Here is a 24,487-nt window from a genome sequence, read left to right as displayed (position 1 = left end):
AAAACGGCCCCGGCTTTTCCTACGATCTCTGGCGGCTAATAGTGAAGTTGATAAAATAGGGATTCACTATCTAATTCGGGTTTACATCGAATTGCGGCTAATCCCCTCCCTATACATATCGTTCCTGGCGTGAAGTTCACGGGGCCAACGGGAGCTCGAACTGACATCAAAATATCGCCCTTATTAGCGATCTTCGTGATTTGATTCGTCCAAGTTGTCGGGGCCTTAAGAATTCTTTCGCCGAATTCCCTTTTTCCCTGGTAGAATGGCATTCCTTTACCAGTTGAATTATAAGCTTTCCCATCCGGCGATTGCCCGGCAATGACATCGCAAAGATCGCCAATCGCGACTCGTTTTCGATCATTTCTTTGGGACGCCATAATTACGCCTAATCGAGAGAGAAAAAACAATTGCATAATTGCACAAGATGCGCAGCCATTGTCCGCATAATTCGGCTAGTTAATGATTTCCCAGTCGCTGACTGGGAAATTCCAAAACTAGATACGTGTGCTTTCATAACAACAGATCCCGGACTTTCTTTAACACCTCTTCGCTTTCGGCATCCAACGCAGCAATTTCGTCCAATATGTCCTTGGGGCTCCGAAGCTTCACTTCCTCGCCCCCATTGGGATTCTTCACGGAAAGATCATATGTCGTCTGATCGATGGTTCGAGCGTCGATGCTCCAGCTCTTAGGAGAATCGGCCTTGGTCTTTTGCAGCTTTACGAACTCGGCCAGGTCATCGTCGTTGAGCGGATTCGTCTTGCCGAGGTTTCTGCCCGGATCGAGCTTGTAATACCAAATATTCTTGGTCGGCGCGCCCTTCTCGAAGAACAGCACGACCGTCTTTACGCCCGCCCCTTGGAAGGTGCCGCCGGGGCAATCCAGCACGGTATGGAGATTGCTGGAATCCAAAAGCATCTGACGCAGGCTGACCGAGGCGTTGTCGGTGTTGGAGAGGAAGGTGTTCTTGATAACGATGCCCGCCCGGCCGCCGGCCTTGAGCATTTTGATGAAGTGCTGGAGGAAAAGAAAGGCCGTCTCCCCCGTCCGGATGGGGAAGTTCTGCTGGACCTCGTGGCGTTCCTTGCCGCCAAAAGGCGGATTGGCTAGGATCACGTCCATGCGGTCTCTATCCTGGATGTCGGAGACATTCTCGGCCAGCGTATTGGTGTGGACGATATTAGGCGCGTCGATCCCATGCAGGATCATGTTCATGATGGCGATGACGTAAGCGAGGGATTTCTTTTCTTTCCCGAAAAAAGTGCGTTCCTGAAGGGTCGCCACGTCGCGGGTGCTGAGCTTATAAGCCGATTTCATATAATCGAACGACTCGCATAGAAATCCCGCCGAGCCACAGGCCCCATCATAGATCTTCTCGCCGACTTTGGGCTTGACGACCTGGACCATGGCCCGGATCAGAGGCCGGGGCGTGTAGTACTCGCCGCCGTTGCGGCCCGCGTTGCCCATGTTCTTGATCTTGGCTTCATAGAGGTGCGAGAGCTCGTGCTTCTCAGTCTGGGAGCGGAAGCGCAGCTCGTCGATATGGTCGATGATCTCGCGCAGGTTGTAGCCGCTTTGGATCTTGTTCTTGATCTCGCCGAAGATCTCGCCGATCTTGTATTCGATCGTGTCGGGTCCGCTGGCCTTTTGCTTAAAATTTTGCAGATAGACGAATAGCTTCTGGTTGACGAAATCGCGCAGGTCGTCGCCCGTTGCGGCTCGATTATGGTCGATCTGGCCGTCCTTGCCCTTGGGGGCGGCCCATTCGTCCCAACGATAGGGCTTATCGAGGAGGAACGAGTGTTTCTTGCCGTGCAAAGCCGCTTCGGTAGCTCGGTCCTGCTCCAGGGCATCCAAGTACTTTAGGAAAAGAAGCCAGGAAGATTGCTCGGTATAATCGAGCTCGGTCGTACAGCCGGCTTCTTTGCGCAGAATGTCGTCGATGTTTCTGAAAGCTTGTTCGAACATATGCCTCTGATTCCCGTAATCGGCGTGGCATTCCTCTACCACGCTCTACGTATTATATGCCAGGAATTGACAAAAGCCAGCCTCCTCAAGGGGCGGAATGATCAGGATTTCCATTAACGCGCAAAGCCCTTATAATGAGAATCAATCTGTTTTCTTATGGGAGGGGTGCCATGCCCAAACGCGAGCCGACGATTCGATGCTGGGCTGCGGGATTCTTTCTGGCGGCTTCGGCACTCCTGCTCGGGCAATCAAACCCGGTCCCCAGCTTTCGATTTCTACGGGAAGATCCCAACGCCCGCCTGAATAAAAATATCGTGCAGGAGCTGAAGCGGCGCACGATTCAGCCGACCAAGGATCAGGCCAGGGAGATTCTGAAATCGCTGCTCGACACGGGCTTCGACACGGGCCTCGAGCCATGGTTCTTTCTATCCGCAGCCAAACACCTTGGGGATGCTTTCGACAAGGAGCTTCGGGCCGAATATAACCGCCGGCTCAAGGCGACATTGGACGAGGACGATGTCAAGACATTCGGCGTCGACGAGACGGGAGCTAGTAACGATTTCTATTTGAACGAGTCGGAGGAGGACCCGGCCGCTTCCCAATACGCGTTCCGGTGCCTCGATTTCGACGGCGACAAGTCCATCGATCTGGTGATCTTCAACCAGGTCTTTTTCGGGCCTTCGCAGGGGCTGGTCTTCTGCGGCCGGAGCGGTGGAGCGTTCTCGTATCTGTTCGATTGCTCCGGCGCCATTGCTAAAATCGAAAGGATAGGCGACAAGCTTTATGTCCGGTACGTCGTCACGATCATCGAGCCCTCCGAGACGGAGATCCTGGCCGGCATCGCCTATGATTTCAAGACGAAGGCGTGTTCATTGGATTCGAAGCTCTATTATGCCCAGCAGACCCGGTTCCCGAAGGCGCTGGGGCGTCCGGAGCCGTTCGAGACGAGCACGGCGGTCACTCTGCGGTTCAGCCCCACGGTCGACGACAAGGAAAACCTGAAGAACGCCAACGGCTATTTCGACTACACGACGACGCGCACCCTTCGGGGCAATGCGGTCGCCGAGTTCCCAAAATCGGCCGGCGGGTTCGTTCTAGCCCGCGAGAACGGCTGGGCCTTCGTCGCCTTCGGCATTAAGGTCATGCCCGCGGAGACCAGCCTACACCATGGGATGGAGCCCGGACGCTTCGATAAGGCCGCCCAGAAATGGGTGCCGATCGATTCGCCCCGTCAGTACTACTGCGGCTGGATCGACAGCCGGGCGATCGTCGGAATGAAATAAGCCTATTGGCCCCCCGCTTTGCGCGCGCTCCAGGTGAAGGTGTATTCCTCCCAGGGCTTGACGCCGTTGCGGCGATTCCCGGAGAACTCGGAATCGGCAATATAAACCGCGCCTCCCGCGGACGCGCGGATGAGTCCGTCGCCGTCCGCTCCCTTCAGGAACGGGGACCAGGTCGGAAACGAACTTTCCTCGCGCTTCAGGTTGACTTCATAGTCGACCCAAAGCCTGTTGTCGGCATTCGTGAGGTCGGCGGCCCGGAAATAATCGCCCAAGGCCTCCAAATGGATCTTATAGACGCCCGTCTCGCTTCGATAGGCCTTGCCCTGGATTTTGAAATGCCGCTTCTGGGGAGCTTCTCTCATCTTGTAGCTGTAGGAAGGAGAGGTCACTCCGCCGGCGGAGAGCGTTCCGGACGCCATTTTGTCGGAAACCGAGCCCGCGGCTTTGCCCCAGTCTCCTTTTTTTTCGGGAGCCGGCGGTGACATGTACGGCATCATACCCAACAGTCCCTTGACGGCGCCGGCCAGGGCGTCCACGCCGCTCAAATCAGGCTCCAGATTAAAGAGGATGACGCCCTCCCCCTCGAGGTGCTGATCGGGGTAGACATGGAAGAAGAACTCCACGATATGCTTGGTCGTCAGGGTCATGACATTGAACTTGCCGCCGCCGAGTCGGGCCTCGCGCCGGAACCGCACTTCCGCCCCCGCGCCTTTGCCTTCCCAATCCCCCTCCAGCTCGGTGAAGGATTCGATCGGCTTGGTCGCGCCGGTCATCTTTCCGGTGTCGCGGCCGTCGCGGCCCTTTGTCCCACCCTGGCCCTGGCCGCCGCTCGTCCCGGTCTCGCCCGTCTTCTTCCAGATGGAATAGCCGTCGCCCGCCGTCAGAATCTTCATCGGCAGGGATAGAGATTCACCGTCGAAGATATAAATCTTATCTTGGCAGCCGAAGGGCATCTTGTCGAAGCGCAGGGTGATCCGGTTGCCTTGGATGACGTACGTGCCTTTGTCGGCTTGGACGCCGCCCGGCCGCAGGGAGCTGAAGACGACATTTCCGTCGGCGAAGGTCAGCGTGACGATCGCACCCGCTTCGGGTTTGCCGCCGTCGGAATCCTCGACAAAATTGAATACCCCGCCGAGCTTGCCCGCTTGGGCCGCGGCGTGTCCGGAAACGGATGGGCCCAGCAACGCCAGCGCCAGCACCGACAGGACGCCGATGAGCGTGCTTTTTTTCATTTATCGCTCCCTTTCTTCCTGGAGGTCATGGCCCCATTATAGCCGCATCATATGGGTTTGAAACCTAACGCTCCAGCTCGCGCCCAACGCCCAAACGAAGAGCGTTGTCATAAGCTCGGGCGGCGGCGTAGAGATCTTGGACGGCGAGGCCCACGGATTTGAAGAGGGTGATCTCGGCGGGCGACCGGCGGCCTTCGGCCCGGCCGATGAGGATATCGCCCAGGGTCAGATCGAAGCGGGATCGATCGATCATCCCCGCGGCAAGCGGCTGGAGCAGATCGCCCGCCTCCTCGAGAGCGGCCCCGGTTTGATCGACGACGGTGCGGGCCCGGCGGACGGTCTCGGCCGGGATCTCGGCCCGTTCGGGCTGGTAGACGCCGACGGCATTGATATGCGTCCCGGGTGCAATATCGCCGTCGGCGAAGAGCGGCGTTCGCGAATTCGTCGCCGTGCAGACGATGTCCGCACCCTGGAGCATGGCGGCGGGGTCGGACGCGGGATGAACGAGCACGCTCAACCGCCCGGACATCTCGGCCGCAAAGGCCTCGGCCGCAGGCGCAATAGGATCGAAAACACGGGCTTCACGGATGGGCCGAACGGCGGCGATCGCCTCGAGTTGGGCGCGGGCCTGGACCCCGGCGCCGAAAATGGCAGCTACCGCGCCGCCGGGGCGGGCCAGGACATCCGTCGCCAGGCCGGACACCGCCCCCGTTCGCAGGGCCGTCAGCGACGCGCCGTCGAAGATGGCTAACGGAACGCCCGTTTGGCCGTCGACAAGCATAAAGAGGGCCTGGGCCAGGGGCAGGCCTATGGTGCGATTGCGATCGTAGAGCGTGATGAGCTTGACGCCCAGACGGGAAATCCCGTTGCTCCGGCTGGACATGATCAAGCTGACTTCATCGCCTTCGGGATTCGCCATCCGCGTTCGCGGCGGCATAGCCACGGCGCCGTTTGCCAAGTCGCGAAAGGCCTCCCTCATGGCTTCCACGGCCGCACGCATGGGCAAAGCCCGGCGTACGTCTTCCGCACCGAGATAGAGAAGCGGCGGCCTTGTCGCGGGCGCGCCGCTCACGGCTTGTCCCCTCCCAGCCGCGATTTCATGGCCAGGGCCGAGTGCGTCAGTGCGAGGCCGCCGCGGGCGGTGCAGCGCAGCTCCGCGGGCAGCAGGCGGCCGACGGAATAGACCGCGTCGATCGTCTCGTCGAGCGGGATCGGGTTCGCATAGCCGCCCAGGACGAGGTCGGCGCAGACGAAGGCCGAAGCGGCTGCCACGGCGTTACGGGTATGACAGGGGATCTCGACCAATCCCTGGACCAGGTCGCAGACCGAGCCCATGGTGTTCTGATAGGCGATGGCGGCCGCGTCGCAGGCTTGGCGGGCGCTTCCGCCGCAGGCGTCGACGACGGCGGCGGCGGCCATGGCCCCGGCGGCGCCGATTTCGACCTGGCATCCGGCCACTTCCGCGGCAAAGGTGGCTCGCTGGGCAGTAATTACGCCGATGACGCCGGCGGCCAGAAGAGATAAAGCGATCTCGTCGCGGGAAAGATGCCGTTCCTCGGCCAGCGTGAGGATTGTTCCTGGGATCGTTCCGGCCGAACCGCCGGTGGGCGCGGCGCAGACGACCCCCATGGCGCTGTTGACGTGCATGACCGCCAAGGCGCGCGCGGCCGCCCGGGCCGACGGGCCGCCGAGTGCGAGGCGGCCTTCCGCTTCCGCCCGAAAAACCGAGCCGGCGCTGGCCGCCAGGAGCTGCATCCCCGAAAACGCGGGATCGAGCCCGCGGGCCGCGGCCGCGGCCATGATGTCGTAACGGCGGAGCATTTCGGCGATCACTTCCTCCGGCCGCAGCCCAAGGATCCGGGTTTCGTACTCGAGGCCCGCTCGCCCCAACGACCAGCCGCGCTTTTCGCACAGCCGGACTAGCGCCTCCGCATCGAAGAAAAGCGGCTCGGCGATTTGAACGAGATAGACCGGGGCCGATTCGCGGATGATAGCGCCCGGGACAAGCTCTTCGACGGATGACCGTATAAATCCCGACAGCGCCTTTGAGCGTCTGGCGACGAAGGCCTGACGGCCGCCTAGGGCGATCGGATTCGGGCCGCTCATGAGGGCGCCGTCGCCGGCGAGTGCGGCCGCCAGAAAGGCTTGTTGGGAGTGGGCGGCTTCGATGAAAAGCTCGAAGGCGGAGCCGTTAAAAGCGATTTCAATGCCGTCCAGGCTGATGATCTCTACGTCTCCCCCGCCGATCGAACGGGCTTCGACGGAAAAGATCTCCCCGGCCGCGTCGCGGACATCAATCATCATGGCGTTGGGATGATCGGGATGCTCCAGCGGCCGGATCTGGAAGAGAAGACGGAGCCCGGCCCGGGGCGCATCCTCGAGGGCGGTGAAGAACGACTCGTCGGTCAGCGGCTTGCCCATGAAGCCCATGGCGAAGGCCCGATCCGCGCCCTGCTGGGCGTAGGTGCGGGCGTAAGAGCCGTTCGGATCGAAGGTGACGGCGGCCCGGCTGATGGAACCTCCGGCCAGGGAGCGGACCATGCAGCCGAGATGATAAGCCCCCGCGGTGTGGGAGCTGGACGGCCCGCGCATCACGGGGCCCAGGACATGGTTGAAGATGCTGAAGCGCTTCACGGCTGCGGGCTCACGGGCGGGCCAGCTTTTTCTTGGTCCATTCGAGCAATCCGCCGGCCCGGACGATGTCGAGGACGGACTCGGGCAAGGGGGGAAACTTGAATTCGCGGCCGGCGGAGAGAATGCGGCCGCCCTCGAAATCGATCTCGATCTCGTCGCCGGAGCGAAGAGCGTCGGGGGCGTCGAGCGCCTGCAGGACGGCCAACCCGAGGTTGATGGCGTTGCGGAAGTAGATCCGGGAGAAGGATTTGGCTACCACGGCCTGGACGCCGGCGTAGCGGAGGCAGGCGGCGGCCTGCTCGCGCGAGCTGCCGCAGCCGAAGTTTTTTCCGGCCACGATCACGTCGCCGGGCTTGACGGCCGCGGCGAACGACGGATCCAGATCCTCCAGCGACTTCTTGGCCATCTCGGCCGGTTCGAGCTGTTGGTAGGTGTATTTGCCGGCGTAGATGACGTCGGTGTTGACGTCGTCGCCGTACTTCCAGACGCGGCCCTTGCTCATAGGTATTTCCTCGGGTCGGCGATCTTGCCCTCCAGGGCCGAGGCGGCGACGGTGGCGGGCGAGGCGAGGTAGATCTCGGAGCCGCGGCCTCCCATGCGCCCCTTGAAGTTGCGGTTGGACGTCCCGACCACGACTTCGCCGGGGGCCAGGAGCCCTTCGTGGGCGCCCAGGCAGGGGCCGCAACCGGGGTTCAGGATGACGCCTCCCGCCTCGGAGAGCGTCTCCAGGAGGCCGGCCTTCATGGCTTCGAGATAAACGGCGCGGGAAGCGGGAAGGACGAGCAGGCGGATATGCGGGTGGACCGATCGGCCGCGGAGGATGCGGGCCGCGACTTCGAGGTCCTCGAAGCGGCCGTTGGTGCAGGTGCCGAGCAGGGCTTGGTGGAACGGCTTGCCCGCGACCTCGCGGACCGGCTTGACGTTGTCCACAGTATGAGGACAGGCGATTTGCGGTTCGAGGACGGACAAATCGTATTGGAGGACGGCCTCATAAGCGGCGTCGGGATCGGATCGAACCGGCTCGAAATCGCCGCGGCCGTGCTTTCGGGCCCAGGCCAGGGTCAGCTCGTCGGGCTCGAAATAGCCGTTCTTGGCTCCCATTTCGGCCGCCATGTTGGCCAGGACCATGCGGGAGGCCAGGCTGAAGGATGCGGCCGCCGGGCCGGCGAACTCGACGGCCTCGTAATTGGCTCGATCGGCGCCTTGGTCGCCGATAATCTTGAGGATGGCGTCCTTGGCAAAGACGCCGTGCGGGAAGTCGCCGGCAAATTCGATTCGCAGCGTCTCGGGGACGCGAAGCCAGATCTCGTCCGTAGCCCAGATGGAGGCCATCTCGGTCCGGCCGATGCCGGCGGCGAAGACGCCGTATGCACCATAAGTCGTGGTGTGCGAGTCGCTGCCCATGATGAGGCGACCCGGCAGGGCGAAGCCCGATTCGGACAAGACCTGATGGCAGACGCCATGCTGGATATCGAAGAAGTTCGGAATGGATTGGGCCCAAACGAATTCGCGGATGGTCTTGTGGTTCTGGGCGTATTTTTCGTCGGCCGCCGGGACGATGTGGTCCAGGATGATGACGATCTTCTCGGGGGCCTTGACCTTGGCCAAGCCGAGCTTCTTGAACTCGCCGATGATGGCCGAGGAGTTGTCGTGGGACAGGTAGAAGTCGGGCGAGGCGGTGATGACGTCCCCGGCCCGGACCGGGCGCCCCGCCTTGCGCGCCAGAATCTTTTCCGAAAACGTCAGTCCCATCTCGCCTCCGAGTCCCGATAGGGGTCAGGTCTTAAGATATTAGTTTTCTCGTGACGATTCTTCGTTGAGAGTGCCGTTTTTTGGAGATAACTTATATCTTAAGACCTGACCCCTATTTGAAAATATCGAAATTTACAAAGTCGGCGTGGTTGACAATGACCGCCTCGATTGTCCGCCTCCCGCCGTCCCCTTCCTTGCTGTGGGCAGCGATGATATGGATGACTTCCTGCGGCAGGCCGTGCTTGAACGCGAAGGCCGCCCCCGAGATCGGATGGCGCAGCAGCTCTCCCTCCCGGCTTTTGACGAAGACGCCGCCCTGTCGACGGTATTCAAAGAGCTTGCCGACGTCGTGCAAGATGGCCCCCGCCAGCAGATAGTCCAAGTCGACCGTCACCTTGCCCGCATAGGTCTCGTTTATGACCTTGGCAATTTCGTGCGACGTCTTGGTCACGGCCCGAGTGTGCTCGATCAGAGTGATCGGCACCGTCTTCAGTAGAAGGGTAAACGGCAACTCGCGCAGGTCGTCGTCCGTCCAGCCGCCGCGGATCACAGCCTCGTTCCAGACCCGGGCCGTCAGATCCCGCAGCTTGGGCTCGCTGATCTCATTGATCTCCGGCAGCCACTCGAGGATGTCGATGCTCATGGCAGCTTCCTTTCGGCCGGCCCGTCATATGCGAAATCCTCGGGGTCAACTTTGCGCATCGGCTTCATCCGGGTCTTTTCCTCGTGAACATGGGCCACCAGCCCGGGCACGCGGGCGATGATGAAGAAGGCGTTGCCGATTTCGGGCGGGATGCCCAGGTCGCACAGTACGGCGGCGATGGCCCCGTCGACGTTGATCGGCAGGGGCTTGCCGAGCTGGGCAGCCAACGCCTTCTCGGCCGCCCGGGCGATGCGGACATGACGGCCCGCCAGCCCCGTTTCCGCGGCCAAGTCGAACAGCCGGGCCGTCCGCGGATCCTTGGTGTGGAGACGATGCCCGAACCCCGAGGCCCTTTTGCCCTTGGCCTTCATCTCGTCCAGGACCTCGCGGGCCGCCGTCTCCTCGTCCAGACCCTTGGCCTCCATCCGCGCGGCGACGGCCAGGAACATCCGCTGGCCTTCCTCGATGGCCCCGCCGTGAAGCCGCGAGATGGCCAGCACCCCGGCCGCGACCGCGTCGTTGAGGTCGGCCCCGGTCGAGGCCACGGTTCGCGCCGTCAGCACGGATGGAGGGGACGCGCCGTGATCGATGGACGAGACGAAGATCGCGTCCAGCAAGCGCCCCACCTCGGGTGTGGGCAGATCGCCCTTCAGCACCAGATAGATGGCCTGGGCGAAAGTGACCCGCCCCATCAGCTCGTCGATCGGATAGCCTCGGGTGACGATGCGGTTCGGACGGACGTCGGTGATCGCAGTCATCCATTTTTCGCTGCCGTCGCCCATATCAGGCCTCCTTGCCGGCCGCCAGGATCTCGGCCGCCTTGGCCGATATTTCGGCGATGGCGTCCACAACATGGACCCCCGCCGCCCGCAAGCGCTGGACTTTCGTTTCGTACGAGCCGCGGTTCCCTTCGACGATGGCGCCGGCGTGGGAAAACCGGGTCCCCGGCTTGGCCGCCTTGCCGCCGATATAGGCGATGAGCGGCTTGCGGAAGCGGCCGGCCTCGATCAGGTCGGCCACCCGCTCTTCCTGGCTGGTCCCGATTTCGCCGAACATGACGGCCAGGCGCGTCTCGGGATCGTCCTGGAAGAGCTCCATGACCTCGGGATGCGAGGTGCCGACGATCGAATCCCCCCCGACATGGACGATCGTGCTCAGCCCGATCCCGGCCTTGGATAGATAGTAGGCGATCGAGGAGGTCATGCCGCCGCTGCGCGAGCTGACCCCGACCGGCCCCTGCCGAAACCACTCCCGGGCCCGCTCGGCCTTGCCTCCGATCATGCCCAGGACCGCTTTCCCGGGGCTGAGCAGGCCCAGCGTGTTGGGGCCGATAAAGCGGGCGCCTTTATCCTCGGCCGTTCGGGCGATCTCCAGAACGTCGTAAATGGGAACCCGATCGGGCACAAGCACCAGCAGCTTGACGCCGGCCGCGATGGCCTCCAAGGCCGCGTCGCGGACGAGCGGAGCGGGAACAAAAATGACGCTGACATCGATCGGGCCCGTCTTCTCCCAGGCTTCCTCGACCGAATCGTAGACCGGCACGCCGGCCGCGTCCTGCCCCCCCCGCCCCGGGGTGACCCCGCCGACGAGGTTGGTGCCGTAGTCCTTCATCAGCCGGGCTCGGGCCGTGCCTTCGCGCCCGGTAATGCCTTGAATGATGACTCGCGAGCGTTCGTCCACCAGGATCGACATCGTTGTCTCTCTACAGGGATTTCCGGTAATCGTCCAGCCCCGGGATCGGCAGCTGAATGAGGATGGCGGCCTGTTCGTGATAGCGGCAGTAGATCTCGCAGGCCAGGCATTCCGTGCACTTGCCCTTGCCCGCCTCCTCGGCCGAGACGGCCAGGACGGGGCGGCCTTGCTCCAGCTTGAGGATGCCCGGCGTGCAGGCCCCGACGCAGCCCTTGGAGACGCAGGCCGTACAGCGGGACTGGTCGATGGATAGGCGCCCGGTAGATGTGGCAAACGCAAAAGCGCCTGCCACAGGCTCGGGCAACGGCGAGGTTCGTACGGCGTGTACGGCTCCCCCGCCCTCGCGGATGAGGGTTTCCATCCGGGCAGCGCAAAATTCCGGGGCGTCGTCGCGGCCGTAGCCCTCGACGCGGCCGGGAATTCGTTTCAAGTAGGAAGCCAGGATGCGGATGGCCTCCTCCTCGCAGTTGCCGCCCAGCCGAATGACCGCCGGTATTTCCAGGCCCTCTTCGGCGAAGGCCTTGACCAGGCCGCGGGCGGAATTGTACTGCTCCTGGCTGGCCACACCGGATCCCGAGGCGAAGTAGCCTCGCAGGCCGGGCTGGGAGAGAATGATCTTGGCCGCCCGATAGACTTTACTGGCCGGCGGGTTTCCGCTCGTGTCGCAGTAGTTGGCCAGCTTGAAGCCCTTGGCCAGGACGGCGTCCATGGACATCATCGATCCGCCGCCGCCGGCGCCGTGAAAACCAATCAGGGTTTCCCCTTCGGCCTCGGAGCCGGCCTCGGCCATCTGGAGAAAATAGAAAGTGCCGCGATGGTCCTTCTCTTCGACTTTATAGGCGATCTTCTCCAGCCCGGTCGGCGGCCGGTCGAACTCGCGGGCGATCTCGATGCCCAGCTCGGGATGGCGGTGAACGGCGTAATCGTCCACCACGAGATGGCAATCGGCGGCATAGACGTTGCCGTCCTCGGCCAGGACAAGCGGATTGACTTCGGCCGATCTGGCTTCCACCGCCCGCGCCGTCTTGTACAGACGGGCCAGGATGTCCGCCACCTGCATCAGGACGGGGCCGGTCAGGCCGGCTCGGCGGGCCAGGTTGCGAGTCTCGAACTCGCGCAGGCCGAACCTGACGTCGATAGGCAGAGTGACGATCCGCTCCGGATGGAGCCGGGCGATCTCCTCCACCCCCGACCCTCCCACCGGGCTGAAAATAAGCAGGGGAATCTTGCGGGCGTCGTCCAGCACCAAGCCGGCGAAATACTCGGCCCGAATCGCAAGCTGCTCCTCGACCAAGATGCGGTCCACGACATAGGCCTTGACCTTCAGGCCGAGGAGTTCGCGGGCTTTGGCCTCGGCTTCTTCGGGGGTCGCGGCAAACTGGATGCCGCCCAGCGCCGCGCGGCCGGTGACCCAGGCCTGGATCTTGAGCACAACGGGCCGGCCCAGCGCTTCGGCGATGTCCCTGGCTTCTCGCGGCGTTCCCGCAATGCCGCCTTCGGGGATGCGGATACCGGCATCCTTGAGAAGCTTCTTACTTTGGTACTCGTACAGCTTGGCCATGTGATCGTCCCTGGAGTATAAGCCAATAGGGGTCAGGTCTCAACATTTCAGAACAGTTCGCCGACCTTCTCGGCCGCGAAATCGCCCGAATCGGCAGCGGCCTCGAAGTCGGGATAAATCATGTGGTCGCCGGCCAGGAGCACCCGGCCGTCGGAGATCTCGTTCAGCCGGGCCATCCGCCTGAAGGCACCGGGGATCATCACCGGATAGGCTTGCGGGAAGCGCATCACTTGGCGGCCCGTGAGTCGAGCCGAAAGGCCGGGAAAGATCCGGCTGGCCGCGCGGACGGCCGCCGCGGCGATCTCGTCGTCGGTCAGCGACGGCCAAGCGGGATCGCCGAGCCGCGCCGGGACGGCCCGGATGACGACGCCTGCCGAACGCGGACCGCTCCGGCCCGCTTCGCGGGTCCGGAAGATCCAGTCCGCGTCGCGCAGGTCGGCGGCGATCCCACCGTCGGGCAGGCTCAGGTCGAAGGCCCGGCCGAAAAGCGGCTCACGGGTCGTGAGAGCCACTGCGGCGCAGGAGGAGTATGCCATGGACTCGAGCAGGCTCCGCGCCTCGGGCTTGAGCATGCTTCCGCTGATGGACAGGGCCGCGGGCGCCGGAACCGCCAGGATGACGAACTTGGCCCGGACGGAGCGGATCCGGCCCGCAGCGTCGGCGTATTCCACGAGATAGTCGGTCTCGGATTTGCTGACCCGGACGACCCGGGATCGGGACAAGATTTTTTCGCCCAGGCTTCCGGCCAAAGCCTCGGTAATCGCCGCTAATCCGCCTTCGAAGGTGAAAGCGCCGGTGCCCGTTTCGGGAGCGGCGACGTCGCCGGTGGCGCCGCCCAGCTTGAAGGCGATCTCCGGAATGACCCCCAGGGCGGAGACGTCCTCGAGCGAGGCGCCAAACCGGCCCCGGATGGCGAGATCGTAGTACTCCTGGAAAACGGGCGGGAATTTGCGCTCGGCGAACCATTGCCGGGCCGTCAGGTCGTCCAGCTTGGCCTGCTGGGGCGTGAAGTCGAGCTCTGGGATATCCTGGTAATCCCCGGCCGCCTCCAGGATTTCGCTCTTGAAGCGCTCGAAATCGGCCGGACGGCTGCGCTCCCCGAAGAATCCGGCCAGGCCGTCCGCTCCGAAATAAAACTGCTCGTCGCGGAAGGCGGACTCCATGGGGGCCGGAATCTCCAACGGTTCCAAGCCCAGCGTCTCGATGATTTCCTTGAGAGCGCCATAGGGCTTGCCGATATAGGTCGCCTGCGAAACGGCTCCTCCAGGCCCCGGTGCCCGACGAATCCGCCCCCCCGTCCGAGCTTCTTTTTCCAGGACCAGAATCCGCAGCTCGCGCAGATAGTACGCGGCCGTCAATCCGGCGATCCCGCCGCCGACAATGACCGCATCATAAGAGGCGCCGCCTACGCCTTGAGTCGCATCCAGGAGCGGTGCGGCTGCCAGCCCGCGGCCGCCCGCGGCCAGCGCGGCCAAGCCTCCAAGGCGCAGAAATTCGCGGCGCTGCCAGGGGCGTCCGGGGTCGGGTAGGCACGGAGATCGTTTCATGACGGCATCCTCGATCGGCGTTCGTCGGCAGAGGTATTTTATCCATCCGCAGGCTTCGACGCCAGCCTCAGGGGTCAGGTCTTAACTTATAACGCTTTTGGCGAGGCCTGGCACCAAGGGGTCAGGCCGGGGTAAATCCGTTAAATGTTAAGACCTGACCCCTATCAGTTTGCCAAGCAGCCCAGCTCGTCATAAAATAATCCGGCCCCCTAAAAGCCGCAATGATGCCGAACGCCAAGATCACCGCCGTATGTCTCGCCGCGGCCGTCCTATTCGTCCCCGCTTGCCGCGGCAAGGATCCCGTCGCCCCGGCCCGGAAAGCGCTGGCCGGGTATGTCGCCGCCGTGGACGCCTTCGCGGCCCGAGCGGAAAAAGTCACCGACCCGACCGCCGCCGCAGCGGCCGTGGAGACGCTCGTCGCGGAGCTGCAGCCCGTCGCCGCCGCGATCCGTTCGCTGGGGGCCGAGTTCCCCGGCCTGGGGGATCCCGCCGCCGCCCCCGAGCGCCTCAAGCCCGATGCCGCTGCGGCGGACGAGGCGGGCGGCCGTTTGGCGGCGGCAATGACCAAGATCATGGCCTGGGGCGACGCGCCTGCCGTCCGCACGGCCGTCGCCAAGCTGGCGAAGATCGAGAACCTGCTTAAATGAGGATCATCTCCCGACTCCGGGATAACAACGCGGAGGGGGATATCGGCCAACGGCGAAATTGCGAGGCCGGCGCCTTTTTCCATAGTTCTCTGAGGGAACCTGGCTTTTGCCAGGCGCCGAGGGCTGTTTGAGCACGCGACGATTTATCGGAATCGAAAAGGAGGGAGGGGCCTCCAAGATCGGACGATCTGGAACGCGGAGTTCCGAGGCGCCGAAGAGAACTGTGGGAAAAGGCGAGAAGAGGCCGAAGCCGCCGGGCCGATATCCCTGGCCGCGTATCCCGGAGTTGGGAGATGAACCTTAAATAATCTGGGTGTCGGCCTCTGGACATCGCCGCCGATTTCCGGTATGACTACTGCGGCCCGCGAGGCCCACCCCCGCCAAGGAGAGTCGCCATGACCGACGCCCCGGCCCCCAAAGCGAAATTCCCCCGCACCTTCTGGACCGCCAACATCATCGAGCTGTTCGAGCGCGCCGCCTATTATTCGATGGCCTCTTTCATGGTCATCTATCTGGTCGAAAACTTGGGCATGCGCCCCTCCACAGCCACCTTTCTCAACGCGACCGTCCTGTGGGGCCTGATCTATTTCCTGCCGATCCTCTCGGGCACCGTGGCCGACAAGATCGGCTTCCGGCGATCCCTGACCTTTTCCTTCGTCCTGATCGCCCTGGGCTACCTCATCATGGGCAATCTCCAGAGGATCTGGCCGGGCCTGATCGGGGCGCGCGACGCGGCAACTGTCGATTTCACCGTTCCGGTCGTCCTGGGCGTCGTCCTGATCGGCATCGGCGGCTCGATCGTCAAGCCCTGCATCGCCGGCACGATTCAGAAGACCTCCGGCCAATGGAAGACGCTGGGCTTCGGCATCTTCTATATGGTCATCAACATCGGCTCGATCACCGGCCGCAGCATCTCCTACGTCATCCGGACCAACTTCGGCATCCCGGCCATTTTCACCTATACCGCCTCGGCCTTCGCCCTGATCGGGCTGGCCGTCACCGCTCTGGCCTACCGCGAACCGCAGTACGTCCCCGACGGCAAGGCGGACGCGACGCCGGTCAAGAAGCGCACGATGGGTGAAGCGCTTCTGGGCATCTTTATCGTCCTGCGCAACATCCGCTTCGTCTTCTTCATCATCGTCATCAGCCTGTTCTGGTTTCTCTATGTCCAGCTCTACAACCTGATGCCGCTCTACATGCGGCACCTGGACCCCAAAGCACCCATGGAGCTCTACACCCTGGCCAACCCGATCATGATCGTGGCCTTCCAATTGCTGATCACCCGGCTATCCAAGAAATGGAAGCCGGTCCGATCGATCCTGATCGGCGTCGGGGTGACGACGACCTTCATGCTCCTCAACGTGGTCCCCGCCCTCCTGCACGGCGGGCTGACCAAGACGATCAACCTGGGCTTGATCATTCCCGTGGCCGGAATATTTCTGATCGGATCCATCGCCGCGATGGCCGTCGGCGAGATGTTCGCCTCGCCCCGCATCTACGAATACATAGGGGGGATCGCCCCGAAGGGCCAGGAAGGCCTCTATCTGGGCTATGCGAACCTGCCGCTCGCTCTGGCCAGCATGATCGGCGGACCGCTGGGCGGCCGCCTGTTCGAGATCTACGTCAAGAAGCCGGCCCTGGCGGGCCTGCCGGTCAACCCGGCCCCTATGTGGCTCATCATCGGCGGCATCGGGGTGGTCTCGTTCATCGGGTTGCTGGTATACGACGCCTGGCTGAAGAAGGCCGTCAAAGAAGACTGACCCTGCCCCGCCGTTGGCGGGGTGGGAAGCCGCATCAGCTCGGTCGGATGAGCTGAAGTTTGTCCAGCCCGTTCTTTTCGAATTCCTTATAGTACAGGTCCGCCAGCTCGTCTTCCATCCGCTTCCGCTCCTCGGCGGACATGGCGTCGACATTGGCCTCGCCGAAGCGGGCCACCAAATCACGATCGGCCAGCCGGTACATCAGCTCGTCCCAGAAGAGATCGTTCTTGCCGTCGTCCAGATCGGCCAGCCACTCGCTCTCCTGGGTTTCGGTCGGGAAATGGGCGTCCGCCTCTTCGTCATAAGTGATCCGGTCGCCCAGCCCGAAGTCGCGGGCCTTGGCATAGATATAGTTTTCGAGAGCGTCGGTGTCGGAGTCCTTGTCCTTGTCCCGGAAACCGTTAACCATCCAGTTCCCGAGATAGACCAGGCGCATCAGGGTCTCGTATTGCGCCCTCGACAGTTTGATGTCCATGGAAGCCTCTTTCCGTGCCGAATGAGAAAGTCAGGATACCGTTTTGAGGCTTCCGGCGCAAGCGCGGCGGGTCCCCGGCCGGCCGCGGACGCTATTCCAGCCAGATCCGGAGGCGCTTGCCTTCGGAGCGGATTTCGACGATCTTGCCGCGAGTGGACTGCAGCTCGGCCATGATCCGCTGGATGTCGTAGCCCTGCCGACGGAGGGCCTGCTTTTCCTCGTCCGGGATCGCGGCCAAGGCCAGGTCGGCCAGGGCCCAGGGCAGCGAAATGGAAAATAACGCCTCGCGGCCGCCGTCGACGGTCACTTCGATCCGCAACATGCGGGCCCGGCGCGCCGGAGGCGGCTCGTTCTGAAGGTCCGACAGCCGGTCCGGCGCGATCCGCAGCAGCGCGATCTTGGCCCGGTCGCGAAGCTCTTCGTTGGTTTCCTTCTCCGCCATCAGGAGCAGGATGGGGACGGCCATCTCGGCCATCTTGCGGTCCTTGAGCGTGCTGATCTGGAGGGCGGCGTACTGGCGGACGGTCCGGTTGGGATGGGTCAGCCGGACCTCGAGATCGTCCCAGGCTTCCGAGTCGCCCCGGTTGAAGAGGGCCAGGGCCAGGTCGACGATCGAGACTTCGGCGTCCTCGACCAGGTTCCGATTTTGGTCCTTGTACAGCAGAAAGTCGCGGTAAGACCGCAGGGCCTCGCGCTCCCGGCCGCCCCGCTCCTCCAGGCATTTGCCTTTGTAGTAGACGGCTTGCGGGACAAGGGGGCTCTTGGCGAAGCGGGCCAGGAACTCGTCCAGACGGATCCCGGCCTCGGCCCATTTCTGGTCAAAGATGAGGATCTTGACCTCCTGGAAGGCTTTCTCGTCCGGCCCCTGCGGCTCGACGACCATTTCGGTCGTCCTAGACGGCCCGACGGCATCGGTCTCTGATGCCGCGGGGGCCGCTAGGGCGGCGACATTCGCCAGAGCCAGCGCCAGGCTGAATAGAATAATTCCATAGATATTTTTTCTCATGTCAGGCCTCGTTTTCCCGGAGCTCTTTCTTCAGCAGGCGGATCTGGAGGAGGAGCTGTTTGTCCTCGACGAATTTGCGGATCTCGGCCGTCTCCTTGGGATCCAGCGTCCGGCTGATCTGGGACAGCTCCAGGAAAAGGAATTCGATTTGGTCGCACAAAGCCCGCGCCTTGGCCATTCGGACATCGCCCAAATGGGCGTTGAAATAGCGCTTTTGGGCCAGCAGGCCGCTGGTTCGATCGATGGGGGCGACCGGCGGTCCCGGGGCGGCTCCCGCCGATCGCGGTTCGAGAAGATCGAGCAGAACATACTCGCTCTTCTCGAGGTAATCGATGGTCTCGCGCTTGGCCAGCTCCAGCTCCACTCTCTGCAGGAACTCCCCGGAGGCCGAATAGGATCCGGCCGCCGGAACAGCGGAAGCCGCCGAAGTCGTCGGGAGCGCGGCAGATTGGGACCCGCGGCGCAGAAAGAACAGGGTGGCCAAAACCCCGACCAGCAGCCCGGCCGCCGCTCCGGCCAGGAGCGATCGCGAAAAGAACGGCCGAACGATCGGGCGCGGGGCCGGCTGCGGGGCAGTCCGCCTCTCGGCCAGGGCGGCATCGGCGATCCGTTCGGACAGAGCGTCCCAATCGACGCCTGCCATGGCCGCACCGATCTCGTCGCGGACGGCTTCCGCTCCGATCCCGATGGCTCGGAGATCTTCATGTTCGCGTCGGCATTCCTTGCACACGGCGATATGCTCCTTATCCGCACCTTCGGGGACGAAGAGATCCGTCCCGACGGCGTTGCGGACGGCCCGGCGGTTTCGGCGGCAAGCGTTCATGTCCGGCACCCCATGTACGGCTCCATCAGGGCCCGCAGGTTCTGGATGGCCTTGAAATGAAGGGACTTAACGGTTCCCAGGGAGATGTCGAGAGTGCGGGCGATCTCCTCGTTTTTAAGCTGGTTATAGTGGCGCATGATGAAGATCTGGCGCTGGCGGTCGGCCAGCCGTTCGACACAGCGGGATAGGATGTCCTTGAGGTCGGAGGCGTGGACCGCATCCTCGGCCCCGGCGGCGGCCAGAGGCAGCTCGTCCACGGGGGTGGCGCATTCCATCTCCCGGCGCTTCCGATAATGCTTGCGATAATGGTCGATGCAGAGGTTGCGCGCCACCTGCAGCAGCCAGGCCTCGAAGTTGCGGCCTTCCTGGTAAGTCTCGATCTTCTGGAACAGCCTAAGGAATGTCTCCTGGACGAGGTCGAGGGCGTCTTCGCGGTCGCGGAAAAAAGCGTAGGCCAAGCCGAAGACTTTTTTCTGATAAGCCCGGGTCAGGAGGAGGAACGCATCCCGGTCGCCCTGCCGGATCCGCCGGAGGAGACCCTCCAGCGCCTCAGGCGCAAGGCCCGCAGCTGAGGCATACGGTGCGGTCCCCTCCTCGGTCATCAGGCGCTCCCCCGTACGGACCGCTCCCCGGCTGGGAGGGCGGCGCGGATCGGAGTCATATTCCACCTCGACGGAGAGCGGCGTTCACCTGACTCTACGAAAGCCCCGCCGGAAAGGTTTACGAGGCCGGCTCGCGCGTCCGGAGGGTCTGGGGGCGGGCTTCATTGACGACGATCTTGCGGCCATCCAAGTCCGTTCCGTTCAACCGGGCCCGGGCCTCGTCGGCCGCCTCGGAAGCGGCCATCTCGACGAACCCGAAGCCGCGGCCCTGAAGGACGTTGGCCGAGGTAACCTCGCCGTAAGGGGAGAAGACCGCCTTAAGCGCCTCGTCCGTCATTTTGTAGTTGAGGTTACCGACATAGAGCTTTTTCGAACTCATTCAAAAATCCTCCTGGGCCTTAGCCCGCTCCGAATGGAAATTCATTCAATCATAGGGGCCGGGGAAAATCAAGAAGCCGGAAGCGGGTTTGGCGGGCCCCGCAGCGTTCTGCTATGATGAGGATACCGCCAGGAGCCCGCCATGAAAAAAGGCCGTTCCGTCCTCCTTCTCGTCCTCATCTTCGCCGGGCTCATCCTGGCCGCAGCCGTGTCCTGGGTCTTCATGACCCTGCGGAGCGAGCCCGTCGTGCCCGAGGCCGCCGTCCTTGAAATCCGGGTCGAAGGGCCGCTGGCCGAGTTCGCCGACCCGGGGGCCCTGGCGGCCCTGTTCGCGGGCCGGCCGCAGTCCATGCTCGACATCTGGAACGGCCTTCGCCTGGCCCGCGCCGACCGCCGGGTGACGGGCGTGCTGCTGCGGCTTGGCCTTTTGGACTGCGACTGGGCCAAGTGCGCCGAGATCCGGGACGCCGTCCTGGACTTCCGCCGCTCGGGTAAAAAGGCGGTGGCTTACTTCGAGGACGCTCCGCTGGCCACCAAGGAATACTACATCGCCACGGCCTGCGACCGGATCGTCCTGCACCCCCTGGGCGGCCTGGGAATCACCGGGCTGGGCGGCCAGGTGCCTTTTTTCAAGAACGCCCTCGACAAGCTCGGCATCCGGGCCGAAATCGAGCATATCGAGGAATACAAGACCGCCTACAACCAGTTCACCGAGAAAGGCTTCACGCCGGCCCATCGGGAGATGACCGAGTCCCTGCTGGCCGATCAGTTTGATCACTTCCTGAAAGACGTCGCGGCAGCCCGGGGCAAGTCCGAGCCGGAGATCCGGGCTCTCGTCGATCGAGCTCTTTTCCGGGGCGAGGATGCGGTCCGGGCTGGCCTGGTCGACGAGTGCCTGTATGAAGATCAGGTCAGGGCGCTTTTCGGGCGCCAAGGTCGGCCCGCCGTCCTCATCCCCATTTCCCGCTACTCTCGAATCAGCCCTTCCTCGGTCGGGCTCGGCCGCGGGAGGCGGCTGGCCCTTCTTTATGCCGTTGGCCCCATCCACGGCGGAGAGAGCCTGGCCGGGACGATCGGGTCCGACACTTTGGGCCGATGGCTGCGCGAAGCCCGCGAGGACTCGGCGATCGCCGCGGTCGTCCTGCGGGTGGACAGTCCCGGCGGCGCGGCCGTGGCCTCGGACGTCATCGCCCGCGAGGTCGAGCTGACCCGGGCCGTCAAGCCCATCGTGGTTTCGATGTCGGATGTCGCGGGATCCGGAGGCTATTGGATCGCCATGGGCGCCAGCCGGATCGTGGCCCAGCCCCAGACCTTGACCGGATCGATCGGCGTCCTGGCCGGTAAGATCGACGCCTCCGGGCTTCTGGCCAAGCTCGGCATCGGCTCCGAAACCGTACGATTCGGCCGTTTCGCGGATCTCTACTCGCCTTTCCGGCCCGCCACCGCCGAGGAGCGGGTCCTGCTGAAGGCGGACATCCGTTGGATTTACGAGCGCTTCGTGGCCAAGGCCGCGGCCGGACGCCATTTAGCTCCCGAGCAGATCGACCGCCTCGGGCGGGGCCGAGTCTGGACCGGGGCCCAGGCCAAGGCCCGCGGGCTGGTCGACGAGCTGGGCGGGCTGAGCAAGGCTATCGAGATCGCCAAAGCGCTGGCCGGGATCGGCCCGGAGGAGGATGTCCGGCTCGCGGTCCGGCCCGGCCGGACTTCGTTCCTGGGGGCCCTGTTCGGCCGCCGGGGGGCGGACGCGCGGACAGGCTTGACGGCGGAAATGGAACGGGCGGCCGGGTTTCTGAAGATGCTGGGCCGCAATCAGGTGCTGGCGATCGTGCCCTTTTAACCCTTCTTTTTTATCAGGACCTTCTCGTCCGGCTTCATCAGCCAGAGCTTCTCCCGAGCTTCGCGCTCGACGGCCTTGGGGTCGGCGTCCAGGGCGGCGATTTCCTTCTCCAGCCGGGCCTTCTTTTCCTGGAGCCCGCGTATCTCCGTCTCCAGCTCGGCATAGGTCCGGCGGGCCTTGGCGATCTCCAGCAGGCCTTTCTTGCCGAAGACGGTGGAGACGAGCAGCACGAAAAGGAGGAACGCCACCGCGGTGGCGGCGATTGAGGCCGCCCGTGGAATCCGGCGCTCCTCTTTCGTCCGTTCCGGCGTCATCCGATCTTGTCCAGGCCGGCCTTGAGCAGCTCGCGCAGATCCTTGCGCGAGCCCGCCTCGGCGTAGCAGCGCACCAGCGGCTCCGTGCCGGAGAAGCGGATCAAGAGCCAGTCATCGTCGGCGAAATCGAACTTGACGCCGTCGATAGTCTCGGTGTTGACGATATAGCGGCCGGCCAGCTTGGAAGGGGGGGATTTGGCCAGCTTGCGCAAAGCTTTCTCCCGGCCGGGGGTCAAGGGCAGGCTCTTCTGGACGCCGATCCGCTCCCCGTACTCCTTGTAGAGGTCCTGCAGCAGCTCGGCCAGGCTGCGGCCCGATTTGGCCACCATCTCGGCCACGAGCAGTCCCGCAATGATCCCGTCTTTTTCCGGCAGATGATCGCGCAGGCCCAGGGCCGCGCTCTCCTCGCCGCCGAACATGATTTCGCCCTTGAGCAAGAGGTCGGCGATGAACTTGAATCCGACCGGGGTTCGGAAGATGGGCAGGTCGTGCGGCCGGGCGATGCGGTCGATGAGGTGGGTGGTGGCCACCGACCGGGCCACCCCGCCGTGCCAGCCGCGCTTGGTCACCAGGTATTGCAGGAGCATCGCCAGGACGAGGTTTTGGATGACCACGGTCCCCTCGTGGTCGACGATGCCGAAGCGATCGCCGTCCGCGTCCGTGGCCAGCCCCAGATCGCAGTTCTTCTCCCGCACCAAAGCGGCCAGCTCGGCCAGGTTCTCCTCGGTGCAGGACGGGGCGATGCCGCCGAAATAGGGATCAATGAAGCCGTGGATCTCCTCGACGGGGATCCCGTTGTCCTCGAGGATCTCGTCCAGGTATTCGCGGCTCGTGCCGTAGAGAAGGTCGACCCCGATCTTGAGGCCGGAGGCCCGAATAGCCTCGAAATCAATCTTGTCCGGCAGAGACCGCAGGTAGTCGGCCCGCAGGTCGATGCGCTGGATGGCTTCGGAGCGCGGATACCGGGGAAAGAAATCGAACCCCTTCTCCAGGCTCTTGATCTCGGTCTCGATGGCCCCGGTCTCGTCGGGCAGGGCCGGGGCGCCCGTCTCGGTATTGTATTTGAGGCCGTTGTACTGGGGGGGGTTGAAGGAGGCGGTAAAATTGATCCCGCCCTGGGCGCCGCGGCGGATGATCTGAAAAGCTTGGGCCTGGGTGGGCGAATCGCGCTCCGCCAGCAGAACCTGGATCCGGTTGTGCGACAGGACCTTGGCCGCTTCGGCCGCGTAGCGCTCGGACAGGAAGCGGGTGTCGTAGTTGACGATGACGGTGATCTCGCGGCCGGGGAACTTGCGGCCGAGGACATTGGCGATGGCCTGGACGCAGAGCCGGACGTTGTGGAAGGTAAACTCTTCCCCCATCACCGCCCGCCAGCCGTTGGTCCCGAATCGGATCACGGCCGCTCCGCCCCAGCGGCGTGCTTCTTCTTGTCCTGGCCGAGCATGGGGACGAACCGGACCTGGGCCAATTGCTCGATGACCGGCTTGCCGTTCGTCTTGGTCACCCGCTTGAGCGACTGGTATTCGTCGGTTTCCTCCAAGGGGATGACCAGCCGGCCGCCCTCCTTGAGCTGTTGGATGAGAGGCGGCGGGATCTGGCGGGCGGCGCAGGTGACCATGACGGCGTCGAAGGGCGCCTGCTCGACCCAGCCGAAGTAGCCGTCGTCGCTCTTGACCTCGACATTGGCGCAACCGAGAGCGGCCAGGGTTTGCCCGGCCTTGCGGGTCAGGGCGACGCTGATGTCGATGCTGTAGACCCGGCGGGCTAGACGCGAGAGGACCGCCGCCTGGTAACCCGACCCCGTCCCCACCTCCAAAACCTTGTCGCCGGGCTTGACGCCCAGGGCCTGGGTCATCAGGGCCACGATATAGGGCTGGGAGATGGTCTGGCCCTCGTCGATCGGGAGGGGATAGTCTTCATAGGCCCGGCGCCTGTATTCGGCGCCGACGAAAAGCTGGCGCGGCAGGGAGCCCATGATCTCGAGGATCCGGGGATCCTTGATATCCCGGGCCTTGAGCTGGGTCTCGACCATAGCCTTGCGCTTCGCGGCGTAGAAGGCTTCGTCCTCCGTCTGGCCGGAGCGGATGGCCGGGGAGGCGAGGCAGAGGATGGCCAGCATCAATCCGGCCGGCCGGCGCAGTTCCCGTCTCATGGCCCTATTGTCCGCAAAACGCGCCTATAAATCAAATTACCGCGCCGACAAAAAATCACCCCTCGGTTCACCGGGGGGGGGGATAGCCAAAAAACGGCAATCTGCGAGAATGGCCCAGGACGAACAAATGAAGGAAGGACTGTTAGTTAGGGCTTTCCGGCTTCCGAATGTGTTTGAC

General features: G+C 63.5%; 24 protein-coding genes. 4 read left to right on the top strand and 20 right to left on the bottom strand.

Annotated elements, in window-relative coordinates:
* Window positions 1–35 precede the first annotated feature (35 nt).
* Together NTZ26_08295 and NTZ26_08290 are read right to left on the bottom strand one after the other, a co-directional pair.
* Window positions 36–380, bottom strand: coding sequence for a restriction endonuclease subunit S (locus NTZ26_08295; protein MCX6560502.1), 345 nt, complete (start codon window positions 378–380; stop codon window positions 36–38).
* 133 nt (window positions 381–513) lie between these two features.
* Window positions 514–1,971, bottom strand: a complete 1,458-nt coding sequence (locus tag NTZ26_08290) for an N-6 DNA methylase (protein ID MCX6560501.1) — start codon at window positions 1,969–1,971, stop codon at window positions 514–516.
* Window positions 1,972–2,141: 170 nt separating this feature from the next.
* Here NTZ26_08290 and NTZ26_08285 point away from each other — a divergent pair, with 170 nt between their 5' ends.
* Entirely contained in the window at window positions 2,142–3,254 is a 1,113-nt protein-coding gene (locus NTZ26_08285) for a hypothetical protein (protein ID MCX6560500.1), read from the top strand.
* Window positions 3,255–3,256: 2 nt separating this feature from the next.
* Here NTZ26_08285 and NTZ26_08280 read toward each other — a convergent pair whose 3' ends face one another.
* The 10 genes from NTZ26_08280 to NTZ26_08235 all read right to left on the bottom strand — a co-directional run bounded on the left by NTZ26_08280 (window position 3,257) and on the right by NTZ26_08235 (window position 14,315).
* Window positions 3,257–4,486, bottom strand: a complete 1,230-nt coding sequence (locus tag NTZ26_08280) for a hypothetical protein (protein ID MCX6560499.1) — start codon at window positions 4,484–4,486, stop codon at window positions 3,257–3,259.
* Window positions 4,487–4,550: 64 nt separating this feature from the next.
* Entirely contained in the window at window positions 4,551–5,558 is a 1,008-nt protein-coding gene (locus NTZ26_08275; protein MCX6560498.1) for an ornithine cyclodeaminase family protein, read from the bottom strand.
* Entirely contained in the window at window positions 5,555–7,120 is a 1,566-nt protein-coding gene (locus tag NTZ26_08270) for an L-serine ammonia-lyase, iron-sulfur-dependent, subunit alpha (GenBank protein ID MCX6560497.1), read from the bottom strand. The genes NTZ26_08275 and NTZ26_08270 overlap by 4 nt, the downstream gene beginning before the upstream one ends.
* A gap of 10 nt (window positions 7,121–7,130) precedes the next feature.
* Window positions 7,131–7,622, bottom strand: a complete 492-nt coding sequence (locus NTZ26_08265; protein ID MCX6560496.1) for a 3-isopropylmalate dehydratase small subunit — start codon at window positions 7,620–7,622, stop codon at window positions 7,131–7,133.
* Complete coding sequence (locus NTZ26_08260; GenBank protein ID MCX6560495.1) at window positions 7,619–8,872, bottom strand: 3-isopropylmalate dehydratase large subunit; 1,254 nt, start codon at window positions 8,870–8,872, stop codon at window positions 7,619–7,621. The genes NTZ26_08265 and NTZ26_08260 overlap by 4 nt, the downstream gene beginning before the upstream one ends.
* 112 nt (window positions 8,873–8,984) lie before the next feature.
* Complete coding sequence (locus NTZ26_08255) at window positions 8,985–9,515, bottom strand: HD domain-containing protein (GenBank protein MCX6560494.1); 531 nt, start codon at window positions 9,513–9,515, stop codon at window positions 8,985–8,987.
* Entirely contained in the window at window positions 9,512–10,297 is a 786-nt protein-coding gene (locus NTZ26_08250; GenBank protein MCX6560493.1) for a citryl-CoA lyase, read from the bottom strand. The genes NTZ26_08255 and NTZ26_08250 overlap by 4 nt, the downstream gene beginning before the upstream one ends.
* 1 nt (window position 10,298) lies before the next feature.
* Entirely contained in the window at window positions 10,299–11,207 is a 909-nt protein-coding gene (locus NTZ26_08245) for a CoA-binding protein (GenBank protein ID MCX6560492.1), read from the bottom strand.
* A 10-nt stretch (window positions 11,208–11,217) separates the two neighbouring features.
* Window positions 11,218–12,768 carry an acetate--CoA ligase family protein gene (locus tag NTZ26_08240; GenBank protein MCX6560491.1) on the bottom strand — a complete coding sequence of 517 codons (1,551 nt, stop codon included), beginning with the start codon at window positions 12,766–12,768 and terminating at the stop codon, window positions 11,218–11,220.
* A gap of 47 nt (window positions 12,769–12,815) precedes the next feature.
* A complete protein-coding gene (locus NTZ26_08235) occupies window positions 12,816–14,315 on the bottom strand; it encodes an FAD-dependent oxidoreductase (GenBank protein MCX6560490.1) in 1,500 nt (499 codons plus the stop codon).
* 221 nt (window positions 14,316–14,536) lie between these two features.
* On the opposite strand from NTZ26_08235, the gene NTZ26_08230 reads away from it, so the two are divergent.
* Together NTZ26_08230 and NTZ26_08225 are read left to right on the top strand one after the other, a co-directional pair.
* Entirely contained in the window at window positions 14,537–14,962 is a 426-nt protein-coding gene (locus NTZ26_08230) for a hypothetical protein (GenBank protein MCX6560489.1), read from the top strand.
* 395 nt (window positions 14,963–15,357) lie between these two features.
* Window positions 15,358–16,722, top strand: coding sequence for an MFS transporter (locus tag NTZ26_08225; GenBank protein ID MCX6560488.1), 1,365 nt, complete (start codon window positions 15,358–15,360; stop codon window positions 16,720–16,722).
* A gap of 34 nt (window positions 16,723–16,756) precedes the next feature.
* Here NTZ26_08225 and NTZ26_08220 read toward each other — a convergent pair whose 3' ends face one another.
* The 5 genes from NTZ26_08220 to NTZ26_08200 form a co-directional block, all read right to left on the bottom strand.
* Entirely contained in the window at window positions 16,757–17,197 is a 441-nt protein-coding gene (locus tag NTZ26_08220; GenBank protein ID MCX6560487.1) for a hypothetical protein, read from the bottom strand.
* Between the two features lie 91 nt (window positions 17,198–17,288).
* A complete protein-coding gene (locus NTZ26_08215; GenBank protein ID MCX6560486.1) occupies window positions 17,289–18,203 on the bottom strand; it encodes a hypothetical protein in 915 nt (304 codons plus the stop codon).
* 1 nt (window position 18,204) lies between these two features.
* Complete coding sequence (locus tag NTZ26_08210) at window positions 18,205–19,026, bottom strand: hypothetical protein (protein ID MCX6560485.1); 822 nt, start codon at window positions 19,024–19,026, stop codon at window positions 18,205–18,207.
* Window positions 19,023–19,628 (bottom strand): RNA polymerase sigma factor, encoded by a 606-nt coding sequence (locus NTZ26_08205; GenBank protein ID MCX6560484.1) that lies wholly within the window; start codon window positions 19,626–19,628, stop codon window positions 19,023–19,025. Before NTZ26_08205 ends, NTZ26_08210 begins: the two co-directional genes overlap by 4 nt.
* A 118-nt stretch (window positions 19,629–19,746) precedes the next feature.
* A complete protein-coding gene (locus NTZ26_08200) occupies window positions 19,747–20,007 on the bottom strand; it encodes an RNA-binding protein (GenBank protein MCX6560483.1) in 261 nt (86 codons plus the stop codon).
* 141 nt (window positions 20,008–20,148) lie between these two features.
* Here NTZ26_08200 and sppA point away from each other — a divergent pair, with 141 nt between their 5' ends.
* A complete protein-coding gene (sppA, locus tag NTZ26_08195) occupies window positions 20,149–21,843 on the top strand; it encodes a signal peptide peptidase SppA (GenBank protein MCX6560482.1) in 1,695 nt (564 codons plus the stop codon).
* Here sppA and NTZ26_08190 read toward each other — a convergent pair.
* Genes NTZ26_08190 through NTZ26_08180 form a run of 3 tightly spaced genes read right to left on the bottom strand, consistent with a single transcriptional unit; the run spans window position 21,840 to window position 24,309 of the window.
* The gene (locus tag NTZ26_08190; GenBank protein MCX6560481.1) at window positions 21,840–22,157 is read right to left on the bottom strand and encodes a septum formation initiator family protein; all 318 of its coding nucleotides are present in this window, start codon (window positions 22,155–22,157) and stop codon (window positions 21,840–21,842) included. The two genes, sppA and NTZ26_08190, sit on opposite strands and share 4 nt — an antisense overlap.
* The gene (locus tag NTZ26_08185) at window positions 22,154–23,554 is read right to left on the bottom strand and encodes a phosphoglucomutase/phosphomannomutase family protein (GenBank protein ID MCX6560480.1); all 1,401 of its coding nucleotides are present in this window, start codon (window positions 23,552–23,554) and stop codon (window positions 22,154–22,156) included. Before NTZ26_08185 ends, NTZ26_08190 begins: the two co-directional genes overlap by 4 nt.
* Window positions 23,551–24,309: a protein-L-isoaspartate(D-aspartate) O-methyltransferase gene (locus NTZ26_08180; GenBank protein MCX6560479.1), complete on the bottom strand. Its 759-nt coding sequence runs from the start codon at window positions 24,307–24,309 to the stop codon at window positions 23,551–23,553. Before NTZ26_08180 ends, NTZ26_08185 begins: the two co-directional genes overlap by 4 nt.
* Window positions 24,310–24,487 lie beyond the last annotated feature (178 nt).

The organism is Candidatus Aminicenantes bacterium (genome assembly GCA_026393855.1).
In the GTDB taxonomy this organism is placed as follows: domain Bacteria; phylum Acidobacteriota; class Aminicenantia; order Aminicenantales; family UBA4085; genus UBA4085.
Note: the sequence above shows the minus strand (reverse complement) of the source record. Positions and strands in the feature narration are given on the sequence as shown.